The organism is Citrobacter sp. RHBSTW-00017 (assembly GCF_013797615.1).
Lineage (GTDB): Bacteria > Pseudomonadota > Gammaproteobacteria > Enterobacterales > Enterobacteriaceae > Citrobacter > Citrobacter braakii.
In genome coordinates this window covers 2,338,838-2,358,844 of the sequence record NZ_CP056899.1, presented here as the reverse complement: position 1 = coordinate 2,358,844, position 20,007 = coordinate 2,338,838, and the positions used below count along the sequence as shown (strand labels likewise).

21 protein-coding genes, 1 pseudogene and 1 other annotated feature are annotated in these 20,007 nt (G+C 52.1%); of the genes and pseudogenes, 12 read left to right on the top strand and 10 right to left on the bottom strand.

The genetic code is table 11. From position 1 onward, the window contains the following. The first annotated feature begins 6 nt into the window (after positions 1-6). Positions 7-101, top strand: a sequence feature (Trp leader region). A gap of 23 nt (positions 102-124) precedes the next feature. The 5 genes from HV037_RS11420 to trpA are packed head-to-tail and all read left to right on the top strand — an operon-like array spanning position 125 to position 6,654. Then, complete coding sequence (locus HV037_RS11420; RefSeq protein WP_181500343.1) at positions 125-1,687, top strand: anthranilate synthase component 1; 1,563 nt, start codon at positions 125-127, stop codon at positions 1,685-1,687. Beyond that, positions 1,687-3,282, top strand: a complete 1,596-nt coding sequence (gene trpD / locus HV037_RS11415) for a bifunctional anthranilate synthase glutamate amidotransferase component TrpG/anthranilate phosphoribosyltransferase TrpD (RefSeq protein ID WP_131379407.1) — start codon at positions 1,687-1,689, stop codon at positions 3,280-3,282. Before HV037_RS11420 ends, trpD begins: the two co-directional genes overlap by 1 nt. A 3-nt stretch (positions 3,283-3,285) precedes the next feature. After that, entirely contained in the window at positions 3,286-4,644 is a 1,359-nt protein-coding gene (gene trpCF / locus HV037_RS11410) for a bifunctional indole-3-glycerol-phosphate synthase TrpC/phosphoribosylanthranilate isomerase TrpF (RefSeq protein WP_016156656.1), read from the top strand. A 10-nt stretch (positions 4,645-4,654) separates the two neighbouring features. Beyond that, positions 4,655-5,848 (top strand): tryptophan synthase subunit beta, encoded by a 1,194-nt coding sequence (gene trpB, locus HV037_RS11405; RefSeq protein WP_181500342.1) that lies wholly within the window; start codon positions 4,655-4,657, stop codon positions 5,846-5,848. Beyond that, positions 5,848-6,654, top strand: a complete 807-nt coding sequence (trpA, locus tag HV037_RS11400; RefSeq protein ID WP_104652187.1) for a tryptophan synthase subunit alpha — start codon at positions 5,848-5,850, stop codon at positions 6,652-6,654. Before trpB ends, trpA begins: the two co-directional genes overlap by 1 nt. 32 nt (positions 6,655-6,686) lie before the next feature. Here the strand turns inward: trpA and HV037_RS11395 are convergent, their stop codons facing one another. The 3 genes from HV037_RS11395 to ompW form a co-directional block, all read right to left on the bottom strand. Beyond that, positions 6,687-8,159, bottom strand: a complete 1,473-nt coding sequence (locus tag HV037_RS11395; RefSeq protein WP_019076881.1) for a GGDEF domain-containing protein — start codon at positions 8,157-8,159, stop codon at positions 6,687-6,689. A 185-nt stretch (positions 8,160-8,344) separates the two neighbouring features. Next, positions 8,345-8,620 (bottom strand): hypothetical protein, encoded by a 276-nt coding sequence (locus HV037_RS11390; protein WP_047500351.1) that lies wholly within the window; start codon positions 8,618-8,620, stop codon positions 8,345-8,347. A 132-nt stretch (positions 8,621-8,752) separates the two neighbouring features. Continuing rightward, positions 8,753-9,391, bottom strand: a complete 639-nt coding sequence (gene ompW / locus HV037_RS11385) for an outer membrane protein OmpW (protein ID WP_016153263.1) — start codon at positions 9,389-9,391, stop codon at positions 8,753-8,755. A 283-nt stretch (positions 9,392-9,674) separates the two neighbouring features. Here ompW and HV037_RS24585 point away from each other — a divergent pair. From HV037_RS24585 to yciA, 4 genes and pseudogenes are all read left to right on the top strand, one after another. Further along, positions 9,675-9,761: pseudogene (locus HV037_RS24585) on the top strand (YkgJ family cysteine cluster protein); the annotation flags it as partial. 28 nt (positions 9,762-9,789) lie between these two features. Then, positions 9,790-10,533: a YciC family protein gene (locus HV037_RS11380; protein ID WP_016153264.1), complete on the top strand. Its 744-nt coding sequence runs from the start codon at positions 9,790-9,792 to the stop codon at positions 10,531-10,533. Positions 10,534-10,587: 54 nt separating this feature from the next. Continuing rightward, positions 10,588-11,127: a septation protein A gene (locus HV037_RS11375; RefSeq protein ID WP_019076883.1), complete on the top strand. Its 540-nt coding sequence runs from the start codon at positions 10,588-10,590 to the stop codon at positions 11,125-11,127. A 166-nt stretch (positions 11,128-11,293) separates the two neighbouring features. Next, the gene (gene yciA / locus HV037_RS11370) at positions 11,294-11,695 is read left to right on the top strand and encodes an acyl-CoA thioester hydrolase YciA (protein ID WP_016153266.1); all 402 of its coding nucleotides are present in this window, start codon (positions 11,294-11,296) and stop codon (positions 11,693-11,695) included. Between the two features lie 75 nt (positions 11,696-11,770). Here the strand turns inward: yciA and tonB are convergent, their stop codons facing one another. Beyond that, positions 11,771-12,487 (bottom strand): TonB system transport protein TonB, encoded by a 717-nt coding sequence (gene tonB, locus HV037_RS11365; protein ID WP_181500360.1) that lies wholly within the window; start codon positions 12,485-12,487, stop codon positions 11,771-11,773. 224 nt (positions 12,488-12,711) lie between these two features. Here tonB and HV037_RS11360 point away from each other — a divergent pair, with 224 nt between their 5' ends. Beyond that, the gene (locus tag HV037_RS11360) at positions 12,712-13,008 is read left to right on the top strand and encodes a YciI family protein (protein WP_003020675.1); all 297 of its coding nucleotides are present in this window, start codon (positions 12,712-12,714) and stop codon (positions 13,006-13,008) included. Positions 13,009-13,059: 51 nt separating this feature from the next. Here the strand turns inward: HV037_RS11360 and HV037_RS11355 are convergent, their stop codons facing one another. Then, the gene (locus HV037_RS11355) at positions 13,060-13,233 is read right to left on the bottom strand and encodes a YciY family protein (protein WP_016153268.1); all 174 of its coding nucleotides are present in this window, start codon (positions 13,231-13,233) and stop codon (positions 13,060-13,062) included. A gap of 142 nt (positions 13,234-13,375) precedes the next feature. On the opposite strand from HV037_RS11355, the gene cls reads away from it, so the two are divergent. Next, positions 13,376-14,836: a cardiolipin synthase gene (gene cls / locus HV037_RS11350; RefSeq protein ID WP_016156727.1), complete on the top strand. Its 1,461-nt coding sequence runs from the start codon at positions 13,376-13,378 to the stop codon at positions 14,834-14,836. A 34-nt stretch (positions 14,837-14,870) separates the two neighbouring features. Then, positions 14,871-15,200, top strand: a complete 330-nt coding sequence (locus HV037_RS11345; RefSeq protein ID WP_003020691.1) for an HI1450 family dsDNA-mimic protein — start codon at positions 14,871-14,873, stop codon at positions 15,198-15,200. A 36-nt stretch (positions 15,201-15,236) separates the two neighbouring features. Here HV037_RS11345 and HV037_RS11340 read toward each other — a convergent pair whose 3' ends face one another. Genes HV037_RS11340 through oppB form a run of 5 tightly spaced genes read right to left on the bottom strand, consistent with a single transcriptional unit; the run spans position 15,237 to position 19,989 of the window. Further along, on the bottom strand, positions 15,237-16,073 hold the full coding sequence (locus tag HV037_RS11340) for an ion transporter (RefSeq protein WP_049269434.1): 837 nt from the start codon (positions 16,071-16,073) through the stop codon (positions 15,237-15,239). 46 nt (positions 16,074-16,119) lie between these two features. Further along, positions 16,120-17,124, bottom strand: a complete 1,005-nt coding sequence (oppF, locus tag HV037_RS11335) for a murein tripeptide/oligopeptide ABC transporter ATP-binding protein OppF (protein WP_016156729.1) — start codon at positions 17,122-17,124, stop codon at positions 16,120-16,122. Next, complete coding sequence (oppD, locus tag HV037_RS11330) at positions 17,121-18,134, bottom strand: murein tripeptide/oligopeptide ABC transporter ATP-binding protein OppD (RefSeq protein WP_003833364.1); 1,014 nt, start codon at positions 18,132-18,134, stop codon at positions 17,121-17,123. The genes oppF and oppD overlap by 4 nt, the downstream gene beginning before the upstream one ends. A gap of 11 nt (positions 18,135-18,145) precedes the next feature. Further along, positions 18,146-19,054 (bottom strand): oligopeptide ABC transporter permease OppC, encoded by a 909-nt coding sequence (oppC, locus tag HV037_RS11325; RefSeq protein WP_003020701.1) that lies wholly within the window; start codon positions 19,052-19,054, stop codon positions 18,146-18,148. Positions 19,055-19,068: 14 nt separating this feature from the next. Continuing rightward, the gene (gene oppB, locus HV037_RS11320) at positions 19,069-19,989 is read right to left on the bottom strand and encodes an oligopeptide ABC transporter permease OppB (protein WP_003020708.1); all 921 of its coding nucleotides are present in this window, start codon (positions 19,987-19,989) and stop codon (positions 19,069-19,071) included. Between the last annotated feature and the right edge of the window lie 18 nt (positions 19,990-20,007).

The window sequence follows — 20,007 nt, the reverse complement described above, 5'->3', positions numbered from 1 at the left end:
GTTCTGCACGGTTGGTGGCGCACTTCCTGATTTCGGGCAGTGTCTTACGTCTGCAATATGCAACCAGATACCCGGCCCGCCAAATGAGCGGGCTTTTTTTTGAACAAAATTAATGAGAATAACGATGCAAACACAAAAACCGACACTCGAGCTGCTTGCCTGCGATGCCGCCTACCGTGAAAATCCGACGGCGCTGTTTCATCAGGTGTGTGGCGCACGTCCGGCAACGCTGCTGCTGGAATCTGCCGATATCGACAGCAAAGACGATCTGAAGAGCCTGCTGCTGGTCGACAGCGCATTACGCATTACCGCCATCGGTGACACTGTCACCATTCAGGCATTATCCGCTAACGGCGCATCGCTGCTGCCGCTGCTGGATGCTGCCCTGCCCGCGGGTGTTGAGAACAAACAACAGCCGAATGGTCGCCATCTGCGATTCCCTGCTGTTAGCCCGCTGCTGGATGAAGACGCCCGCTTATGTTCCCTGTCCGTATTTGATGCCTTCCGTTTATTGCAGGAGCTGGTGAATGTTCCTGCGCAAGAACGTGAAGCGATGTTCTTCGGCGGTCTGTTTTCCTACGACCTGGTTGCCGGTTTTGAAGATTTACCTCAGCTTGAAGCGGGCAACCGTTGCCCTGACTACTGCTTCTATCTGGCAGAAACGCTCATGGTCATCGACCATCAGAAGAAAAGCACCCGCATTCAGGCCAGCATATTTACCCCCAGCGATGCAGAAAAACAGCGTCTTAATGCCCGTCTGGCGCAACTGAGCCAGCAGCTTACCGAACCTGCGCCGCCGCTGCCCGTCACTGAAGTTCCGCACATGCGCTGCGAATGCAATCAGAGCGATGAAGAGTTTGCCGCCGTGGTTCGTGGTATGCAAAAAGCCATTCGCGCTGGCGAAATTTTCCAGGTGGTTCCATCCCGTCGTTTCTCGCTGCCCTGCCCGTCACCGCTGGCGGCCTACTATGTGCTGAAGAAAAGTAACCCCAGCCCGTACATGTTTTTTATGCAGGACAACGATTTCACACTGTTCGGCGCCTCTCCGGAAAGCTCGCTGAAATACGATGCCACCAGCCGGCAGATTGAAATCTATCCGATTGCCGGGACCCGCCCACGCGGTCGTCGTGCGGACGGTTCGCTGGACCGCGATCTCGACAGCCGTATTGAGCTGGAGATGCGTACCGATCATAAAGAGCTTTCCGAGCACCTGATGCTGGTAGACCTGGCGCGTAACGACCTGGCGCGCATCTGCACGCCCGGCAGCCGCTACGTTGCTGACCTCACTAAAGTGGATCGTTATTCCTTCGTTATGCACCTGGTTTCCCGCGTAGTCGGCGAGCTGCGTAGCGATCTGGATGTGCTGCATGCTTACCGCGCCTGTATGAACATGGGTACGCTAAGCGGAGCGCCGAAAGTTCGCGCCATGCAGCTTATCGCCGAGGCCGAAGGCCGTCGTCGCGGCAGCTATGGCGGTGCAGTAGGTTACTTCACGGCCCATGGCGATCTGGATACCTGTATTGTGATTCGTTCCGCCCTCGTGGAAGACGGTATTGCCACCGTACAGGCTGGCGCCGGAATTGTTCTGGATTCCGTTGGGCAGTCAGAAGCCGATGAAACCCGTAATAAAGCGCGTGCGGTTCTGCGTTCTATCGCCACCGCACACCACGCACAGGAGACCTTCTAATGGCTGACATTCTGCTGCTCGATAATATCGACTCTTTTACCTATAACCTGGCAGATCAGCTGCGTACTAACGGTCATAACGTGGTGATTTACCGCAACCATATTCCGGCCCAGACATTAATAGACCGCTTAGCGACCATGAAAAATCCGGTGCTGATGCTCTCCCCAGGTCCAGGTGCGCCAAGCGAAGCGGGCTGCATGCCGGAGCTGTTAACCCGCCTGCGCGGCAAGCTGCCGATCATCGGCATTTGTCTGGGGCATCAGGCCATTGTCGAGGCCTATGGTGGATACGTGGGACAGGCTGGGGAAATCCTGCACGGCAAAGCGTCCAGCATTGAACACGATGGTCAGGCAATGTTCGCCGGTCTGGCAAATCCGCTGCCAGTGGCGCGCTATCACTCGCTGGTTGGCAGCAACGTTCCGGCCGGATTGACCATCAACGCCCACTTTAACGGCATGGTGATGGCGGTACGTCACGATACCGATCGCGTATGTGGCTTCCAGTTCCATCCAGAATCCATTCTGACCACCCAAGGCGCACGTCTGCTGGAGCAAACGCTGGCCTGGGCGCAACAGAAACTCGAACAGACCAATACCCTGCAACCTATTCTGGAGAAACTGTATCAGGCCCAGACGCTGTCTCAGCAGGAAAGCCACCAGCTGTTCTCCGCCGTGGTACGCGGTGAACTGAAGCCGGAACAACTGGCTGCGGCGCTGGTGAGCATGAAAATTCGTGGCGAGCACCCGAATGAAATTGCCGGTGCGGCAACCGCGCTGCTGGAAAACGCCGCCCCGTTCCCGCGACCTGATTATCTGTTTGCCGATATTGTCGGTACCGGCGGTGATGGCAGCAACAGTATCAATATTTCCACCGCCAGCGCCTTTGTGGCGGCCGCTTGCGGACTGAAAGTCGCCAAACACGGCAACCGCAGCGTCTCCAGCAAGTCGGGCTCTTCGGATCTGTTAGCGGCTTTTGGCATCAATCTGGATATGAACGCCGATAAATCCCGTCAGGCACTTGACGACCTCGGTGTGTGTTTCTTGTTTGCGCCGAAATACCACACCGGTTTTCGCCATGCTATGCCGGTACGCCAACAGTTGAAAACCCGTACGCTGTTTAACGTCCTCGGCCCGTTGATTAACCCGGCACATCCGCCGCTGGCGCTGATCGGCGTTTACAGTCCGGAACTGGTGCTGCCGATTGCCGAAACGCTGCGCGTGTTGGGGTATCAGCGGGCAGCCGTGGTGCACAGCGGAGGCATGGATGAAGTTTCCCTGCATGCACCGACCATTGTGGCAGAGTTGCATGATGGCGAAATCAAGAGCTATCAACTGACGGCGGAAGACTTTGGCCTGACACCTTACCACCAGGAACAGCTGGCTGGCGGCACGCCGGAAGAAAACCGTGACATTCTTAGTCGCTTGTTACAAGGTAAAGGTGAAGCCGCTCATGAAGCTGCTGTTGCCGCGAATGTCGCCATGTTAATGCGCCTGCACGGTGAAGAAGATTTAAAAGCCAATGCGCAAACCGTGATTAATGTACTGCGCAGCGGTACGGCCTATGACCGTGTCACTGCACTGGCAGCAAGAGGGTAAATGATGCAAACCGTTTTAGCGAAAATTGTCGCAGACAAGGCGATTTGGGTAGAAGCCCGCAAACAGCAACAACCGCTGGCCAGCTTTCAGAATGATGTTCAACCCAGCTCTCGTGATTTCTACGATGCGCTGCAAGGTGCACGCACCACCTTTATTCTGGAGTGCAAAAAAGCGTCTCCGTCAAAAGGCGTGATCCGTGATGACTTCGACCCGGCACAGATTGCGGGCGTATATAAACAATATGCTTCCGCGATTTCCGTACTGACCGATGAGAAATATTTCCAGGGGAGCTTTGATTTCCTGCCCATCGTCAGCCGCATCGCACCGCAACCGATTCTGTGTAAGGACTTTATTATCGATCCTTACCAGATTTACCTGGCGCGCTTCTATCAGGCGGACGCCTGTCTGCTGATGCTGTCGGTGCTTGATGATGAGCAATATCGTCAACTCGCCGCCGTCGCCCACAGTTTGAAAATGGGCGTACTGACCGAAGTCAGTAACGATGAAGAGCTGGAGCGAGCTATCGCACTGGGCGCCAAAGTCGTCGGTATCAACAACCGTGATTTACGCGACCTGTCGATCGATCTGAATCGCACCCGCCAACTTGCGCCGCGACTGGGTCATGGCGTAACCGTCATCAGCGAGTCCGGTATCAATACCTATGGTCAAGTGCGAGAACTCAGCCACTTCGCCAACGGTTTTCTGATTGGCTCTGCGTTGATGTCGCATGATGATCTGCATGCTGCCGTGCGTCGCGTTCTGCTCGGCGAAAATAAAGTCTGCGGTTTAACCCGGCCTCAGGATGCAAACGCGGCATACGAAGCGGGTGCCATATACGGCGGGTTGATTTTTGTGTCCACATCGCCACGCGCGGTCAGCGTTGAACACGCGCGCGAGGTCATGACCGGCGCACCGCTGCAATATGTCGGGGTGTTTCGCAACGCAGAGATCACCGACGTGCGCGAAACAGCGGCGGCTCTGGGGCTAACAGCCGTGCAATTGCATGGTAGCGAAGACCAGGCCTATGTTGACGCCCTGCGCGACGCGCTCCCCGAACAGGTGCAAATCTGGAAGGCGTTAAGCGTCAGCGAAACGTTGCCAGCTCGTGATTATCAGCACGTCGATAAATACGTATTCGACAATGGTCAGGGCGGCAGCGGTCAACGCTTCGACTGGTCACTTTTAGGCGGACAATCGCTGGATAACGTTTTACTGGCTGGCGGACTCGGCGCTGATAACTGCGTTGACGCGGCAAAAACCGGCTGTGCCGGTCTCGATTTCAATTCTGGCGTAGAGTCACAGCCGGGCATCAAGGATGCACGTCTTTTGGCTTCGGTCTTTCAGACGCTGCGCGCATATTAAGGAAAAGGACATGACAACATTACTCAATCCGTATTTTGGTGAATTTGGCGGTATGTATGTGCCACAGATTCTGATGCCTGCCCTGCGTCAGCTGGAAGAAGCTTTTGTCAGCGCGCAAAAGGATCCTGAATTTCAGGCGCAGTTTACAGACCTGCTGAAAAACTATGCTGGTCGTCCAACTGCACTGACCAAATGCCAGAATATTACTCAAGGCACCAACACTACGCTGTATCTCAAACGTGAAGATTTGCTGCACGGCGGCGCGCACAAAACCAACCAGGTGCTGGGCCAGGCATTGCTGGCGAAACGTATGGGGAAAACGGAGATCATCGCCGAAACCGGCGCGGGCCAGCACGGTGTTGCATCAGCTCTCGCCAGCGCACTGCTGGGGCTGAAATGCCGTATTTATATGGGTGCAAAAGACGTTGAACGCCAGTCGCCAAACGTTTTCCGTATGCGTCTGATGGGGGCTGAAGTTATCCCGGTTCACAGCGGTTCTGCAACGCTGAAAGATGCCTGTAACGAAGCGCTGCGCGACTGGTCTGGCAGCTACGATACAGCGCACTATATGCTTGGTACGGCGGCGGGTCCACATCCTTTCCCGACCATTGTTCGTGAATTTCAGCGCATGATCGGCGAGGAAACTAAAGCGCAGATCCTTGAAAAAGAAGGTCGCCTGCCGGACGCGGTTATCGCCTGCGTGGGCGGCGGTTCTAACGCCATCGGTATGTTCGCGGACTTTATTAATGAAACCAGCGTCGGTCTGATTGGCGTCGAGCCTGGCGGCCATGGGATTGAATCAGGGGAACATGGCGCACCGTTGAAGCATGGTCGTATCGGGATTTACTTCGGCATGAAGTCCCCGATGATGCAGACCGAAGAAGGACAGATTGAAGAGTCTTACTCTATTTCCGCGGGGCTGGATTTCCCGTCTGTCGGGCCGCAGCATGCGTATCTGAACAGCATTGGTCGCGCCGATTATGTTTCGATCACCGACGACGAAGCGCTCGAGGCCTTCAAAACGCTGTGTCTGCACGAGGGGATTATTCCGGCGCTGGAGTCCTCCCATGCCCTGGCACACGCATTGAAAATGATGCGTGAAAACCCGGAAAAAGAGCAGTTACTGGTGGTTAATCTCTCCGGTCGCGGCGACAAAGACATTTTCACCGTACACGATATTCTGAAAGCGCGAGGGGAAATCTGATGGAACGTTACGAAAACCTGTTTGCACAGCTGAAGGACCGCAAAGAAGGTGCTTTTGTCCCCTTCGTAACCCTGGGCGATCCGTCTGTTGAGCAGTCACTGAAAATCATTGATACGCTGATTGAAGCCGGTGCCGATGCCCTTGAGCTCGGTATTCCGTTCTCCGATCCGCTGGCTGACGGTCCAACCATTCAGGAAGCCACCTTGCGTGCGTTTGCCGCCGGCGTCACGCCGTCGCAATGCTTTGAAATGCTGGCGCTGATTCGCCAGAAGCACCCTACGATTCCCATTGGCTTGCTGATGTATGCCAACCTGGTGTTTAGCAAGGGCATTGACGAGTTTTACGCCCAGTGTGAAAAAGTGGGCGTGGATTCCGTGTTAGTAGCCGATGTTCCCGTTGAAGAGTCCGCGCCATTCAGAGCTGCGGCGCTCCGCCACAACATTGCGCCAATTTTTATCTGCCCACCGAACGCTGATGAAGAACTGCTGCGCCAGATAGCCTCTCATGGCCGCGGCTATACCTATTTGCTTTCGCGTGCGGGCGTGACCGGTGCAGAAAATCGAGCGGCGTTACCGCTGCATCACCTGGTCGAAAAGTTGAAAGCATATGATGCTCCGCCTTCTTTACAGGGGTTTGGTATCTCTGCGCCTGAGCAGGTAACCGGCGCTATTGACGCTGGCGCTGCCGGCGCTATTTCCGGCTCGGCAATAGTGAAAATCATTGAGAAAAATGTTGCGGCACCGGAACAGATGCTGACTGAGCTGAAAGCTTTTGTCAGCGCGATGAAAGCCGCCACCCGGCAGTAAGCTAAATCAACCGCCAGAGACTTCTGGCGGTTTTACGCTTCTTTCGTGTGCTTCATTTTATACATGGCGCTATCTGCATTCTGAATAGCCACATCCAGTTCGCCGTTCACCTCTGCAATCCCCCACGATACTGACAATGGAACGGTATGACCGTCCACTACAAACACATGGCTGGTCACCTGCCCGCTGATACGTTGAGCGATTGCGATGGCATCAGTTGCCTGCGAGCGAAACAGCAGGATCATAAATTCATCCCCGCCGGTACGAATCACAATATCGTGGCTGGTGCGGGTGTTTGATAACATCCTGTTGGCGATAATTTGCAGCGCACGATCGCCTGCCGCGTGACCCCAGGTATCATTGACGGCCTTGAACTTATTGCAGTCCAGTAGCACCACCGAACAGTGGGATAAATCACGGCGCTTGATGATGTCGAGTATTCGGCGATTAAAGCAACCGGTCAGGGTGTCTATATAAACCTTCAGGTCGCTTTCGTTTAGCCATGATTTTAGCGAGAAACTAATCATGATGAAAAAGAACGGCGCCAGCAGGATCACGATCCCTGCATGGGTATCGCGCGTCATAAAACGGCCTAATGAAAGCGAATAGTGCAGCGCATATTTCTCCGAAAAATTGCGCACTAAAAAACGGGATTGACCTGTACATTTACCGGATAAACAAAGACTTTCATTGTTGGTCAAATTTACCAATTCCACATTCAACTCTGGTGGGAGCTGGTAGTCAAATGCTTGAGCCAACGCTTCCTGCAATTCGGGCTTTGAATGGTCATAAACCAGATAGGCCACGATTTGGTCTGATATCTCTTTGCCAGACAGATCGTAGATATAGCTCACCACGCTGTAAGCTTTTTCACCGGTAATTTTATCGGTATAGAAGTTCGTTGAACTAAGGGCTTTGTTTTTGACGTTTTTTTGCAACAGTCGGGTATAGAAATCGACCGGCGGATAGAAAAAGTTGGTGAGATCCCGCGCCATTTCAGAATTTGAGAAACTGAAGTTGCGCGAATCGGAAGCCATAAACCAGTAAAAATAATCTGAATTTTTGGCGATAATATAACGATGTGCATCGAAGCTGCCCGGATTTAGCTCATTAACCATACCACGAATAAATTCCGCCGCCGTATACATACACAGCGCGTTGTGGCTGGCTTGCTGGGCAATAATTGTCCCTGTTACCGAATGCAGACGCTTTGGGTCGGCGTTAATTCCCCATTCATTCTCATTGCGGGGAACAAATTGTGAAATATCGCCACATTGCTCACCCGATTTAATATGGTGATAGCGCTCACCAATCGCATCGGCGATCAGCTCATTATCGTTAAAAATGTCCATCATGCGCGCTTGCATGCGGTTAACACCGTCACTGACTGCAGCCATCCGCTGCTCATAAATTATAAACAGAAACAACGACGTAAATATCAACGTAATGAGCCCTGATACCAGCAGTGCCTGCCTGTTTCTGAGCTTGTCCTGCACAATCTTCACGAGTTCACCCTGATAGTTAACATATTGCCAAACCGGTTACCCGTTTCTGTCGTTGCATAACTGCGCTGTATGTTGATTGAGAATGTTAACCGTCCCTAAGCTGATGCCTTAGAATCCCGCCATTGTGTGCGCTAAAGTTACAGACTTATACAATAAAAGCACATTTTTGTTAACATAAATGCAAACTAATCATCACCCTCAATCGGATACCCTGCCCGACGAATGGCCTCACGACAATCGCTCACGCCTGCGGCATAGCCCGCTTCAATCTCACAAACAGGACTGGCGCTGCAATAAGGTAGTTTAACCGGAGTCGCAATGCGTTTCTCCAGCACTTCAATTTTATCCATAAAATTCAATAAGTCACGCGCAGCACTCACGGCGAACTCTGCCGTTTCATCTCCGGTGAATGGTTCCAAAAGTGTGATTTTTTGTTGTAGCAGGAGTCGAGTCAACATCATCGTCAATGCCCTCAAAGCCAGTTTGCTTAAAGAGTAGCATTACATCGACGGGGAGAAAGGCAGGAAGAAATAAACTGGTAATAAAAAAGCTGACCGTGGAACGATCAGCTTTTCAGTATTTTAATCAAGGACTTAGAAGCGATAACCCGCGGAGAACATAAACACCCACGGATCGAGGCGGACGCTGTCATGCTGCTGCGCGCCAGCCAGTTTATAGCTCGCGGTGGTGTCGATATCCATGTACCAGACCGACATGTTAATCAGCCAGTCGCGGTTAATCAGATAGTCCATACCCACTTGCCCTGCTGCGCCCCAGGAGTCTTTCAGGCTCAGGTCAGATAAACCGGTTTCTTTGCCGTTATTGTTAAAGCCTTCGTCAAAGAATGTGGTGTAGTTCACACCGACACCAACGTACGGACGCAATTTGCTGCTGGAATCGCCGAAATACCACTGTGCCATTAAGGTTGGTGGTAAATGGTGAACGGTCGCAATATCACCTGTTGTGGCAGTGCCAATTTTATGGCGGAACGGCGTGGCTGCCAGTAATTCAACACCGATATTGTCGGTTGCCATGTAGGTAAATGTCAGACCCAACTGCGTGTTATTGCTGACATCAAAGCCACCCAGGCTCCCCAGCGTACCACCCGCGCCTTCCGTCGGTCTGACGGTGGCAGAACCTGCACGAATAAAGAATTCTCCGGCTTCATGCGCAAATACGTTACCAGAGAGAAGAGTTGTTAAAGCCACTGCTGCAACTGTTAATTTTTTCATGTCCGCTCCATCGTTATGGTTATAAAAGCGGAACGAATATACCCACATTGGAGTAATAAGTGATCTAACCTGGATCACATTGACTTTGATAATTTAACATTTATTGATCCAGATTAAGTTAGAACTTGCATTCAAAATCCTGGTTAACCTAATTCAGATCAATTTTGATATATTTTCGCCACGCAAGTACCTGACCTCCGTTGCAGAATAGCGATGGTTATTTGTTCGTGATGCGCAGAGAACAACCAACGTTCTTGCATGACGCTGAAGTCATAGTCAAAAATTACCGGGGCTTTACAAAGATATGCTTTTCCATACACCGCGCGATGCTGCCACTGTAGAGTTATCCAGGGTACAATTGCCCACAAATGAACACCTGCAAAACTCAAGGAGAGTGCATGTCTATCACGGCGAAATCCGTTTACCGTGACACGGGAAACTTTTTCCGTAATCAATTCATTACCATCTTGCTGGTATCGTTGTTGTGCGCGTTTATCACAGTGGTGTTAGGGCATGCCTTTTCTCCCACCGACGCACAAATTGCGCAACTCAGTGAAGGCGATCAGTTAACCAGCAGCGTGGGATTGTTCGATCTGGTGCAAAACATGACCCCGGAGCAACAGCAAATTTTGCTACGCGCTTCCGCGGCGTCGACGTTTTCCGGTCTGATTGGTAATGCCATCCTCGCCGGGGGTATTATCCTGATGATTCAACTGATTTCAGCCGGTCATCGGGTCAGCGCATTACGCGCCATCGGTGCCAGCGCGCCGGTTTTGCCGAAGCTGTTTATTCTGATTTTTCTGACTACTCTGCTGGTGCAAATCGGTATTATGCTGGTGGTGGTACCCGGTATTCTGCTGGCTATCCTGCTGGCACTTGCACCGGTGATGTTAGTACAGGACAAAATGGGTGTCTTTGCCGCGATGCGCAACAGTATGCGTCTGGCGTGGTCGAATATGCGCTTGGTTGCACCAGCAGTGATCGGTTGGCTGCTGGCAAAAACGTTGTTGTTGCTTTTTGCGCCAAGTTTTGCGGTACTTACGCCAAATGTAGGCGCGGTATTGGCGAATACGCTGAGCAATATGATCTCCGCCGTGTTGCTGATCTATTTGTTCCGCCTGTACATGCTAATTCGCCAATAAACCCTGAACGCATTCCGGGCTTGTACCCGGTGCTTTTGATGACGGAATCGAAGAATGAAGCAGTTTCTTGATTTTTTACCGCTGGTTGTCTTTTTTGCTTTTTATAAGCTCTATGACATCTATGCGGCGACCTCGGCGCTGATTGTTGCCACGGCTGTGGTTTTGATTTACAGCTGGGTCCGCTATCGCAAGGTCGAGAAGATGGCATTGATCACTTTTGTTCTGGTAGCCGTGTTCGGTGGCCTGACCATCTTCTTCCACAATGATGAATTCATTAAGTGGAAAGTAACGGTGATTTACGGGCTGTTTGCCGGTGCGCTGCTGGTTAGCCAATGGGTAATGAAAAAGCCGCTGATTCAGCGCATGTTAGGTAAAGAGCTGAGCTTGCCACAGCCGGTTTGGATAAAACTTAACTTCGCCTGGGCCGTCTTCTTTATCCTGTGCGGTCTGGCGAATATCTATATCGCGTTTTGGCTACCGCAGAATATTTGGGTCAACTTTAAAGTATTCGGCCTGACCGCCCTGACTTTACTATTTACGTTACTGAGCGGAGTCTATATTTACCGCCACCTTCCGCAGGAAGATAAATCGTAATAAATGCTCGCCAGATCTCCGGATCTGGCGAATTTTTATCCCTTCGCGTTCCTTGTTGCCATCAAACCTGGCTTACTTCCGCCCCGCAGGCCGCATCCCCTCTGTTCTCAGCGCGTAAATTCTAGTAGCATCGCGCCTGTAATCTTTCTCTATAGTCGGTTCTACAATGACAACAACGAATAACACTCCCCAGGGCGAACTGGTTTTACGCACTCTGGCTATGCCTGCCGATACCAACGCAAACGGTGATATTTTTGGCGGCTGGCTGATGTCACAAATGGATATAGGTGGCGCTATTCAGGCCAAAGAGATCGCACATGGTCGCGTGGTCACGGTGCGGGTTGAAGGAATGAGCTTTTTGCGCCCGGTTGCCGTGGGCGATGTGGTTTGTTGCTATGCACGCTGCGTGAAACGCGGGACGACCTCGATCAGCATTAATATTGAAGTCTGGGTGAAGAAAGTCGCTTCAGAACCTATCGGCCAGCGCTATAAAGCTACCGAAGCCCTGTTTATCTACGTTGCCGTTGATAAAGACGGTAAACCGCGGCCGATTCCCTCCCTGGCCTGATAGCACGCGCAAGCATCGCCATCCGGCAATCATTCTGCCGGATTTGGCGGCGTAACGCCAAATCCGGCCTGATGCTTACTCGATCTGTGTTGTGCCGTTCAGGCGGAAAACAATATTCACCACCAGCCCGGAGCCTGGCTTACCGGCTTCATAACGCCATCTGCGCATCGCATTTTTCACTTCACGCTCAAACATATTCGCAGGCTGTGCGGACAGAACTTCCACATTTTCAACCCGGCCATCCGAGGTCACGTTAAATTTGACCTTCACACGGCCTTCAATGCGCAACGCCTGTGCACGTGCCGGATATTGAGGCTGATTACGACTTAAGGCTCGCGGACCCGATGGAGCGCTCACCGCCGGTTTAGTGGTTGCCGGAGCGGTACTGGTTGTTGGACGAACAGGCGCCGTATTTTCAAACGGGGACGTCGGACGCGGCTCTGCTGGTTTCACATCACGCTTCGGCTGCTCTTCCACCTTTTTCACCGGTTTTGGCTTCGGCTTAGGTTTGGGCTTCGGTTTCTCAATCACTACCGGCGCTTCTTTTGGCGGTTCGGGGATCGGTTCTGGCTCCGGTTCAGGCTCGACGACAGGTTCCGGCGGCGGCTGAACGGCCTGAGGCGGTTCAAGATCGGCAGGCGCAACCATCGTAACGGAGATCGGCTGCGCTGGCGCAGGCAGTTCAATAACCTGATGTACCGAGGTATACAGCAAACCTGCCACTACAGCACCATGAATGCCGACAGAAAGTAACGTAGGCCAGGGAAAGCGACGAGGTAAATCAAGGGTCATTGAAGTCATAATCGTTTCAGTAAAAAAACCAGGCCCTGATTTTAAATGCAAATAGCAATCATATTCAATAAGACCGTGAAGCTAACTGGCATTTAAAACGCGATTTTATGATAAAAAACCATTTTCAAAGTATGGCCTTAACATATTAGTTATCTTTCCGTTGCAGTTACCAGGCCTTTCCAATAACGTAAATATGACCTTTTACCGTTCAAGGAGCTCTACCCGTGCTGTACGTTATTTACGCTCAAGATATCGCAGACTCTCTCGAAAAACGTCTTTCCGTACGCCCTGCTCATCTGGCTCGTCTGCAACTCCTTCATGATGAAGGCCGTTTGCTCACGGCGGGTCCCATGCCAGCGGTTGACAGTAACGATCCGGGCGCCGCAGGCTTTACCGGCTCAACGGTGATCGCAGAATTTGAATCTTTAGAAGCCGCGCAGGCGTGGGCGGAAGCCGATCCCTACGTGGCGGCAGGTGTTTACGCGCAGGTTTCAGTAAAACCGTACAAAAAAGTATTTTAAAAACAAAACGAAAAGCAGACATTGGGCACCGACAGCGGTGCCCTTTTGAGATCAGATGTTGTGGATCGCAAACAGCAACGAGTTACGTTGATGGTTGAGAATACACTTTCTGATGGTATGGATACGCATATTACGGCGCGATTGTCCTTCAAGCCAACGTGCTTTACGGCGGCTAGCCTGACGCAGCATCCGCCAGCGTCCCACTTCCGTTCTACTACGCTTCATGTTTACTACTCTTTCAGTCACTGAACGGCCATTATAACGCCACACCGAATGCAGACTAGTGGTTTTCCCGTGTTTTTATTTGCCAGATTAATCCTGATGCGTAAACTCTTAACAATACGCTTTCAAAAGGATTTTTAAATTTATGACAACCTTCTACACCGTGGTGAGTTGGCTGGTCATTCTGGGTTACTGGGTACTCATTGCTGGCGTAACATTACGCATTCTAATGAAACGACGCGCAGTGCCCTCCGCAATGGCCTGGCTTTTGATCATCTATATTCTGCCATTGGTAGGGATCATTGCTTATCTGTCCTTCGGTGAGCTCCACCTGGGTAAACGTCGCGCCGAACGCGCCCGGGCAATGTGGCCGTCAACGGCCAAGTGGCTGAACGATCTTAAAGCCTGTAAGCATATTTTTGCGCAGGAAAACAGCAGCGTCGCGTCATCCTTATTTAAGCTGTGCGAGCGTCGTCAGGGAATCGCTGGCGTTAAAGGGAATCAACTGCAGTTGCTCACCAGTTCAGAGGACGTGATGCAGGCATTGATCCGTGATATTCAACTGGCGCGTCACAACATCGAGATGGTGTTCTACATCTGGCAACCGGGCGGTATGGCCGATCAGGTCGCCGAGTCATTAATGGCTGCCGCAAGGCGTGGAATTCACTGCCGCCTGATGCTGGATTCCGCGGGTAGCGTGGCGTTCTTCCGCAGCCCATGGGCGGCGATGATGCGTAACGCGGGTATCGAGGTTGTTGAAGCGCTGAAAGTAAACCTGATGCGTGTATTTTTACGCCGTATGGACCTGCGTCAGCACCGCAAAATGATCATGATCGATAACTATATTGCTTATACCGGCAGCATGAACATGGTCGATCCGCGTTTCTTCAAACAAGATGCCGGCGTCGGGCAATGGGTGGATTTGATGGCGAGAATGGAAGGCCCGGTAGCCACCGCTATGGGCATTGTCTATTCCTGCGACTGGGAAATTGAGACCGGCAAGCGCATTCTGCCCCCGCCGCCAGACGTCAATATCATGCCGTTTGAGCAGGCCAGCGGCCACACCATTCACACAATCGCTTCGGGACCTGGTTTCCCTGAAGATTTGATTCATCAGGCGCTGTTAACCGCAGCTTATTCGGCGCGTGAATATTTAATAATGACCACGCCCTACTTCGTTCCCAGCGACGATCTGCTGCACGCGATCTGTACAGCGGCGCAGCGCGGGGTCGACGTCAGTATTATTCTTCCACGCAAGAATGATTCCCTGCTGGTTGGCTGGGCAAGCCGGGCCTTTTTCACTGAGCTGCTGGCGGCTGGCGTTAAAATCTATCAGTTCGAAGGTGGCTTACTGCACACCAAGAGCGTACTGGTCGATGGCGAGCTGAGTCTGGTCGGTACCGTTAACCTGGATATGCGAAGTCTGTGGCTCAATTTTGAAATCACGCTGGTCATTGATGATGCCGGATTCGGTGGTGATCTCGCGGCAGTACAGGATGATTATATTTCGCGTTCTCGTCTGCTTGATGCCCGTTTGTGGGTAAAACGACCACTCTGGCAGCGGATCGCTGAGCGACTGTTTTACTTCTTTAGTCCGTTGCTGTAAAACGTGCCCATCAGACAGTAAACAGGTAGTCATTATGGATATGGATTTGAACAATCGCCTGACTGAAGACGAAACGCTTGAGCAGGCTTACGATATTTTTCTCGAACTGGCTGCGGACAACCTGGATCCAGCCGACATCATTCTGTTCAATTTACAGTTTGAAGAGCGCGGTGGTGCCGAGTTATTCGACCCGGCAGAAGACTGGCAGGAGCATGTTGATTTTGACCTGAACCCTGACTTTTTTGCCGAAGTGGTGATTGGTCTGGCAGATACAGAAGACGGCGAGATTAACGATATTTTTGCGCGCGTTTTATTATGTCGCGAAAAAGATCACAAACTCTGCCATATTCTCTGGCGCGAGTAACAAACAAAAAAGCTGCTCTCGCAGCTTTTTTCATTTTTAGCCCGGCAGTTTACTTCCGCAGCGGTTACAAAACTGCGCACTATGTTCATGCTGCGCCTGCTGACACTGTGGGCATCTACGCTGATATCCGCGCTGTTGGAACGCACTGCTCATGTGTGTGGTTATCAATCCGGTCGGTATCGCAATCACAGAGTATCCAATCAGGATAAGCACTGACGCCACCATGCGTCCCAACGGCGTGTGCGGTGTAATGTCACCGTAGCCGACGGTGGTGACCGTAACAATTGCCCAATACACAGACGCATTCAGCGTAGTAAAGCCATATTTGGGCCCTTCTATCAGATACATCATCGCGCCGAAAACAACCATCAGAATGGCAATAAAGGAATAGAACAACATCAGTTGATGACGGGCGCTTTTTAACGCATTCCAGAACACTCGCAGAGAAGGCATAAAACGCAGCAGCTTGAGAATACGCAAGACGCGCAGGACACGCATCGCTCGCCAGGCGAAGACATAGCTCAGACTGATTTCAGGCCATAGCCACATCACGTACAGCGGTAAAATGGTGGCCAGATCGATAATCCCCCAGAAGCTAAACACATATTTTGCGGGATTGGCCCAGCTGCATAAGCGAAGAAAATATTCGAGGGTAAAGACCAGAGTAATAAAGATCTCCAGCCAGACAAAAATGCGCCATTCCTCGAAGGTTAAATGGTATTGCGTCCCGACGCCGGACTCAATGAAGATAACAATAACGCTGAGCAAGGCGAACAGCGCGCACATACCTTCAAAGCGACGCCCTGAACGGGTGTTTAAATCGAATAATTTGCGATAGAGCGCGCGGCGGACAGAAGAGACTAAACCTGACACATATACCTCACCAAAAAGAAGGGCTGACCTTTGTCAGCCCTCTGGATTATAGCGGGTCTACTTTCAGGCAGGAAACTGCGTGACGGAAACTTCCTTCGAGAACCGGGCGGGTTTTTGCGCATTCCGGTCCGGCAATCGGGCAGCGCGTACGGAACACGCAGCCGGAAGGAGGATTAATCGGCGACGGCAATTCGCCTTCCAGCAACTGGATAACCTTGTTCCTTTCCTGATCCGGGTCGGGAATTGGCACTGCAGACATCAACGCTTTGGTATAAGGGTGCAGCGGATTATGGTACACCTCATCATAAGTCCCTAATTCCACCGCGTGTCCGAGATACATGACCAGCACGCGATCGGAGATATGTTTCACCACCGCCAGGTCGTGAGCAATGAAGATTAACGATAATCCCATTTCACGCTGTAGCTGTTGTAACAGGTTGACCACCTGGGCCTGAATGGATACGTCCAGCGCCGAAACCGGTTCATCGCAAATAATCAGCTTCGGCTCGAGGATCAGCGCCCGGGCAATACCAATACGCTGACACTGGCCGCCGGAAAACTCATGCGGGTAGCGGTTAATCAGATTAGGCAGCAACCCCACCTTCATCATCATCGCCTTCACACGGTCGCGGACTTCCTGGCCAGACAGGTTCGGATGATAAGTCCGCAGCGGTTCGGCGATGATTTCACCGATGGTCATGCGCGGGTTTAGTGATGCCAGCGGATCCTGGAAAATCATCTGAATATCGCTACGCACTTCCCGCCACTCATCGGGTTTCATGCCCAGCAAATCTTTACCCAGCCAGGCGACTTTTCCATCGGTGGCTTTCACCAGGCCAATAATCGCACGGGCAAAAGTCGATTTTCCACAGCCTGATTCGCCGACCACGCCCAGGGTTTCACCTTCATACAGTCGCAGAGTCACGCCATCAACCGCTTTCAGGGTTTTAGACGGCTGCCAGAACCACTGCTTGCCGTCTTTAATGTCGAAATGGACTTTAAGATCGGCAATTTCAAGGAGCACTTTTCGTTGTTCGGTGACCGCATTCATACCAGTTCCTCCACCGGTTTAAAGCAGGCGCGCAGGCGGCCCGGACTAAACTCTTCCAGTGGCGGAGCACTGCTACAGATTTCCATCGCATGCGGGCAACGCGGCTGGAATGGGCAACCTTTTGGTAAACGCAACAGGTTCGGCGGGTTGCCCGGGATAGTCAGCATCTCTTCCCCTTCGGCATCCAGACGAGGTACGGCATTCAGCAAACCAATCGAATACGGATGAACGGGCTTATAAAAGACATCCCGCGCACTGCCATATTCCATGGTACGTCCGGCGTACATCACCAAAACTTTATCGCAAATACCGGCAACTACTCCCAGATCGTGGGTGATCATGATAATCGCAGTGTTGAATTCGCTTTTCAGTTCATTCAGCAGGGTCATGATTTGCGCCTGTACCGTAACATCGAGCGCGGTAGTCGGCTCATCGGCTATCAGTAATTTAGGCCTGCACAACAGCGCCATGGCGATCATTACGCGCTGACGCATCCCGCCGGAGAATTCATGCGGATACATTTTCATACGCTTACGCGCTTCCGGCATTTTCACCGCATCCAGCATTCTTACCGATTCTTCAAAGGCTTCCGCTTTGCTCATGCCTTTATGCAGCATGAGAACTTCCATCAACTGCTCACCGACTCGCATGTACGGATTGAGAGAGGTCATCGGGTCCTGGAAAATCATCGAGATTTGCTCGGCGCGCAGTTTGTTCAACTCACGTTCCGGTAAATTCAGAATTTCACGTCCGTTGAAAGTTGCAGAACCTCCGATACGGCCATTTGCTGCCAGCAGGCCCATTAGGGCAAAGGCCGTTTGCGATTTCCCTGAACCGGATTCCCCAACAATACCCAGCGTTTCTCCAGCTCGCAGAGAAAAGTTTAAATCGTTTACCGCAGTCACATCGCCGTCGGGGGTGGCAAACGTCACGCGCAGATCTTTAACGTTCAGCAGTGCGTTAGCCTGTTGTTGCGCGAGCGGCGCGGTTGAGGTTTCAATTACGCTCATGGCTGCACTCCTTAACGGTCTTTCGGGTCGAGGGCATCACGCAGGCCATCGCCAATAAAGTTAAAACAGAACAAAGTGACCACCAGGAATCCTGCCGGGAACAGCAGCAGCCATGGTGAGACTTCCATCGAGTTGGCACCATCACTCAGCAACGCCCCCCAGCTACTTAATGGCTCCTGCGTCCCTAATCCCAAAAAGCTCAGGAAGGATTCAAACAGGATCATGCTGGGCACCAGCAACGAAGCGTACACCACCACCACGCCCAGCACGTTCGGCACAATATGACGGATAACGATGCGTACGGTAGATACCCCACCCACTTGCGCTGCTTCAATAAACTCTTTGCGCTTGAGACTCAGCGTTTGTCCACGCACGATACGCGCCATATCCAGCCAGGATACCATCCCGATAGCGACAAAAATCAGCAGGATATTTTGCCCAAAGAAGGTGACCAGCAGAATCACGAAGAACATGAACGGGAAGGAGTTGAGGATTTCCAGCAGACGCATCATCACGGAGTCGATTTTACCGCCGAGGTAGCCCGACAGAGAACCGTATAGCGTGCCGACAACTACCGCGACCAACGCCGCGGCAATGCCGACCATCAGCGAGATGCGACCGCCAATCGCCACACGAACCAGCAGGTCTCGACCTGACGAGTCGGTGCCGAAATAGTGTCCAGATTCTGTATCCGGCGCGCTGGACATCATGCCCCAGTCGGTATCGAAGTAGGTAAACTGCGACAGCATCGGCGCCAGCGTCACAAACAGCGCAATAATCACCAGCACGACCAGGCTTGCTACCGCCGCGCGGTTATGCATAAAGCGTCGACGCGCGTCCTGCCACAGACTGCGGCCCTCGACCTCCAGCTTTTCACTGAAATTCTCCAGCGCTTCGCTGTTTTTCTTACTTAACATCATAGCGAGCTCCAGTATCAGTAACGAATTTTCGGGTCGATAACGGCATACAGCACGTCAACAATCGCGTTAAACACGATGGTCAGCGTCCCTACCAGTATGGTGAGGCTCAGGACCAGCGAATAGTCGCGGTTTAACGCACCATTGACGAACAGCTGGCCAATGCCCGGCAAACCATAGATGGTTTCAATAACCATCGAACCGGTAATAATGCCGACAAATGCTGGTCCCATATAGGACAGCACGGGCAACAGCGCAGGTTTTAACGCATGGCGGAAAATAATCCGCCGCATCGGCAACCCTTTAGCGCGCGCGGTACGAATAAAGTTAGAGTGCAGCACTTCAATCATCGAACCGCGGGTAATACGGGCGATACTGGCGATATAAGCCAGTGACAAGGCCACCATCGGCAAGATCATAAATTTCAACGCCCCGCCGTTCCAGCCGCCTCCGGGCAGCCATTTCAAGGTTATGGCAAATATCATGACCAATAAGGGAGCGACCACGAAACTGGGGATAACCACCCCGGTCATTGCCACCCCCATCACCGTGTAGTCCCAACGCGTATTTTGTTTCAGCGCGGCTATCACCCCAGCGCTAACGCCAACGAGGACCGCCAGAATAAAGGCCGCAGCTCCCAGCTTCGCAGAAACCGGAAAGCTCGATGCCACAAGGTCGTTTACCGTATAGTCTTTATATTTAAAAGATGGCCCAAAATCGCCATGCGCCAGCTGCTTGAGGTAGCTGAAGTACTGCGTCGAGATAGGATCGTTAAGATGATATTTCGCTTCGATATTAGCCAGTACCTCTGGCGGTAACGCGCGTTCCCCGGTGAATGGGCTTCCCGGCGCAAGGCGCATCATAAAGAATGAAATCGTAATAAGTATAAACAGCGTCGGAATCGCTTCCAGACAGCGACGTAATATAAATTTTAACATTGCCCGTACCTTCTGGCG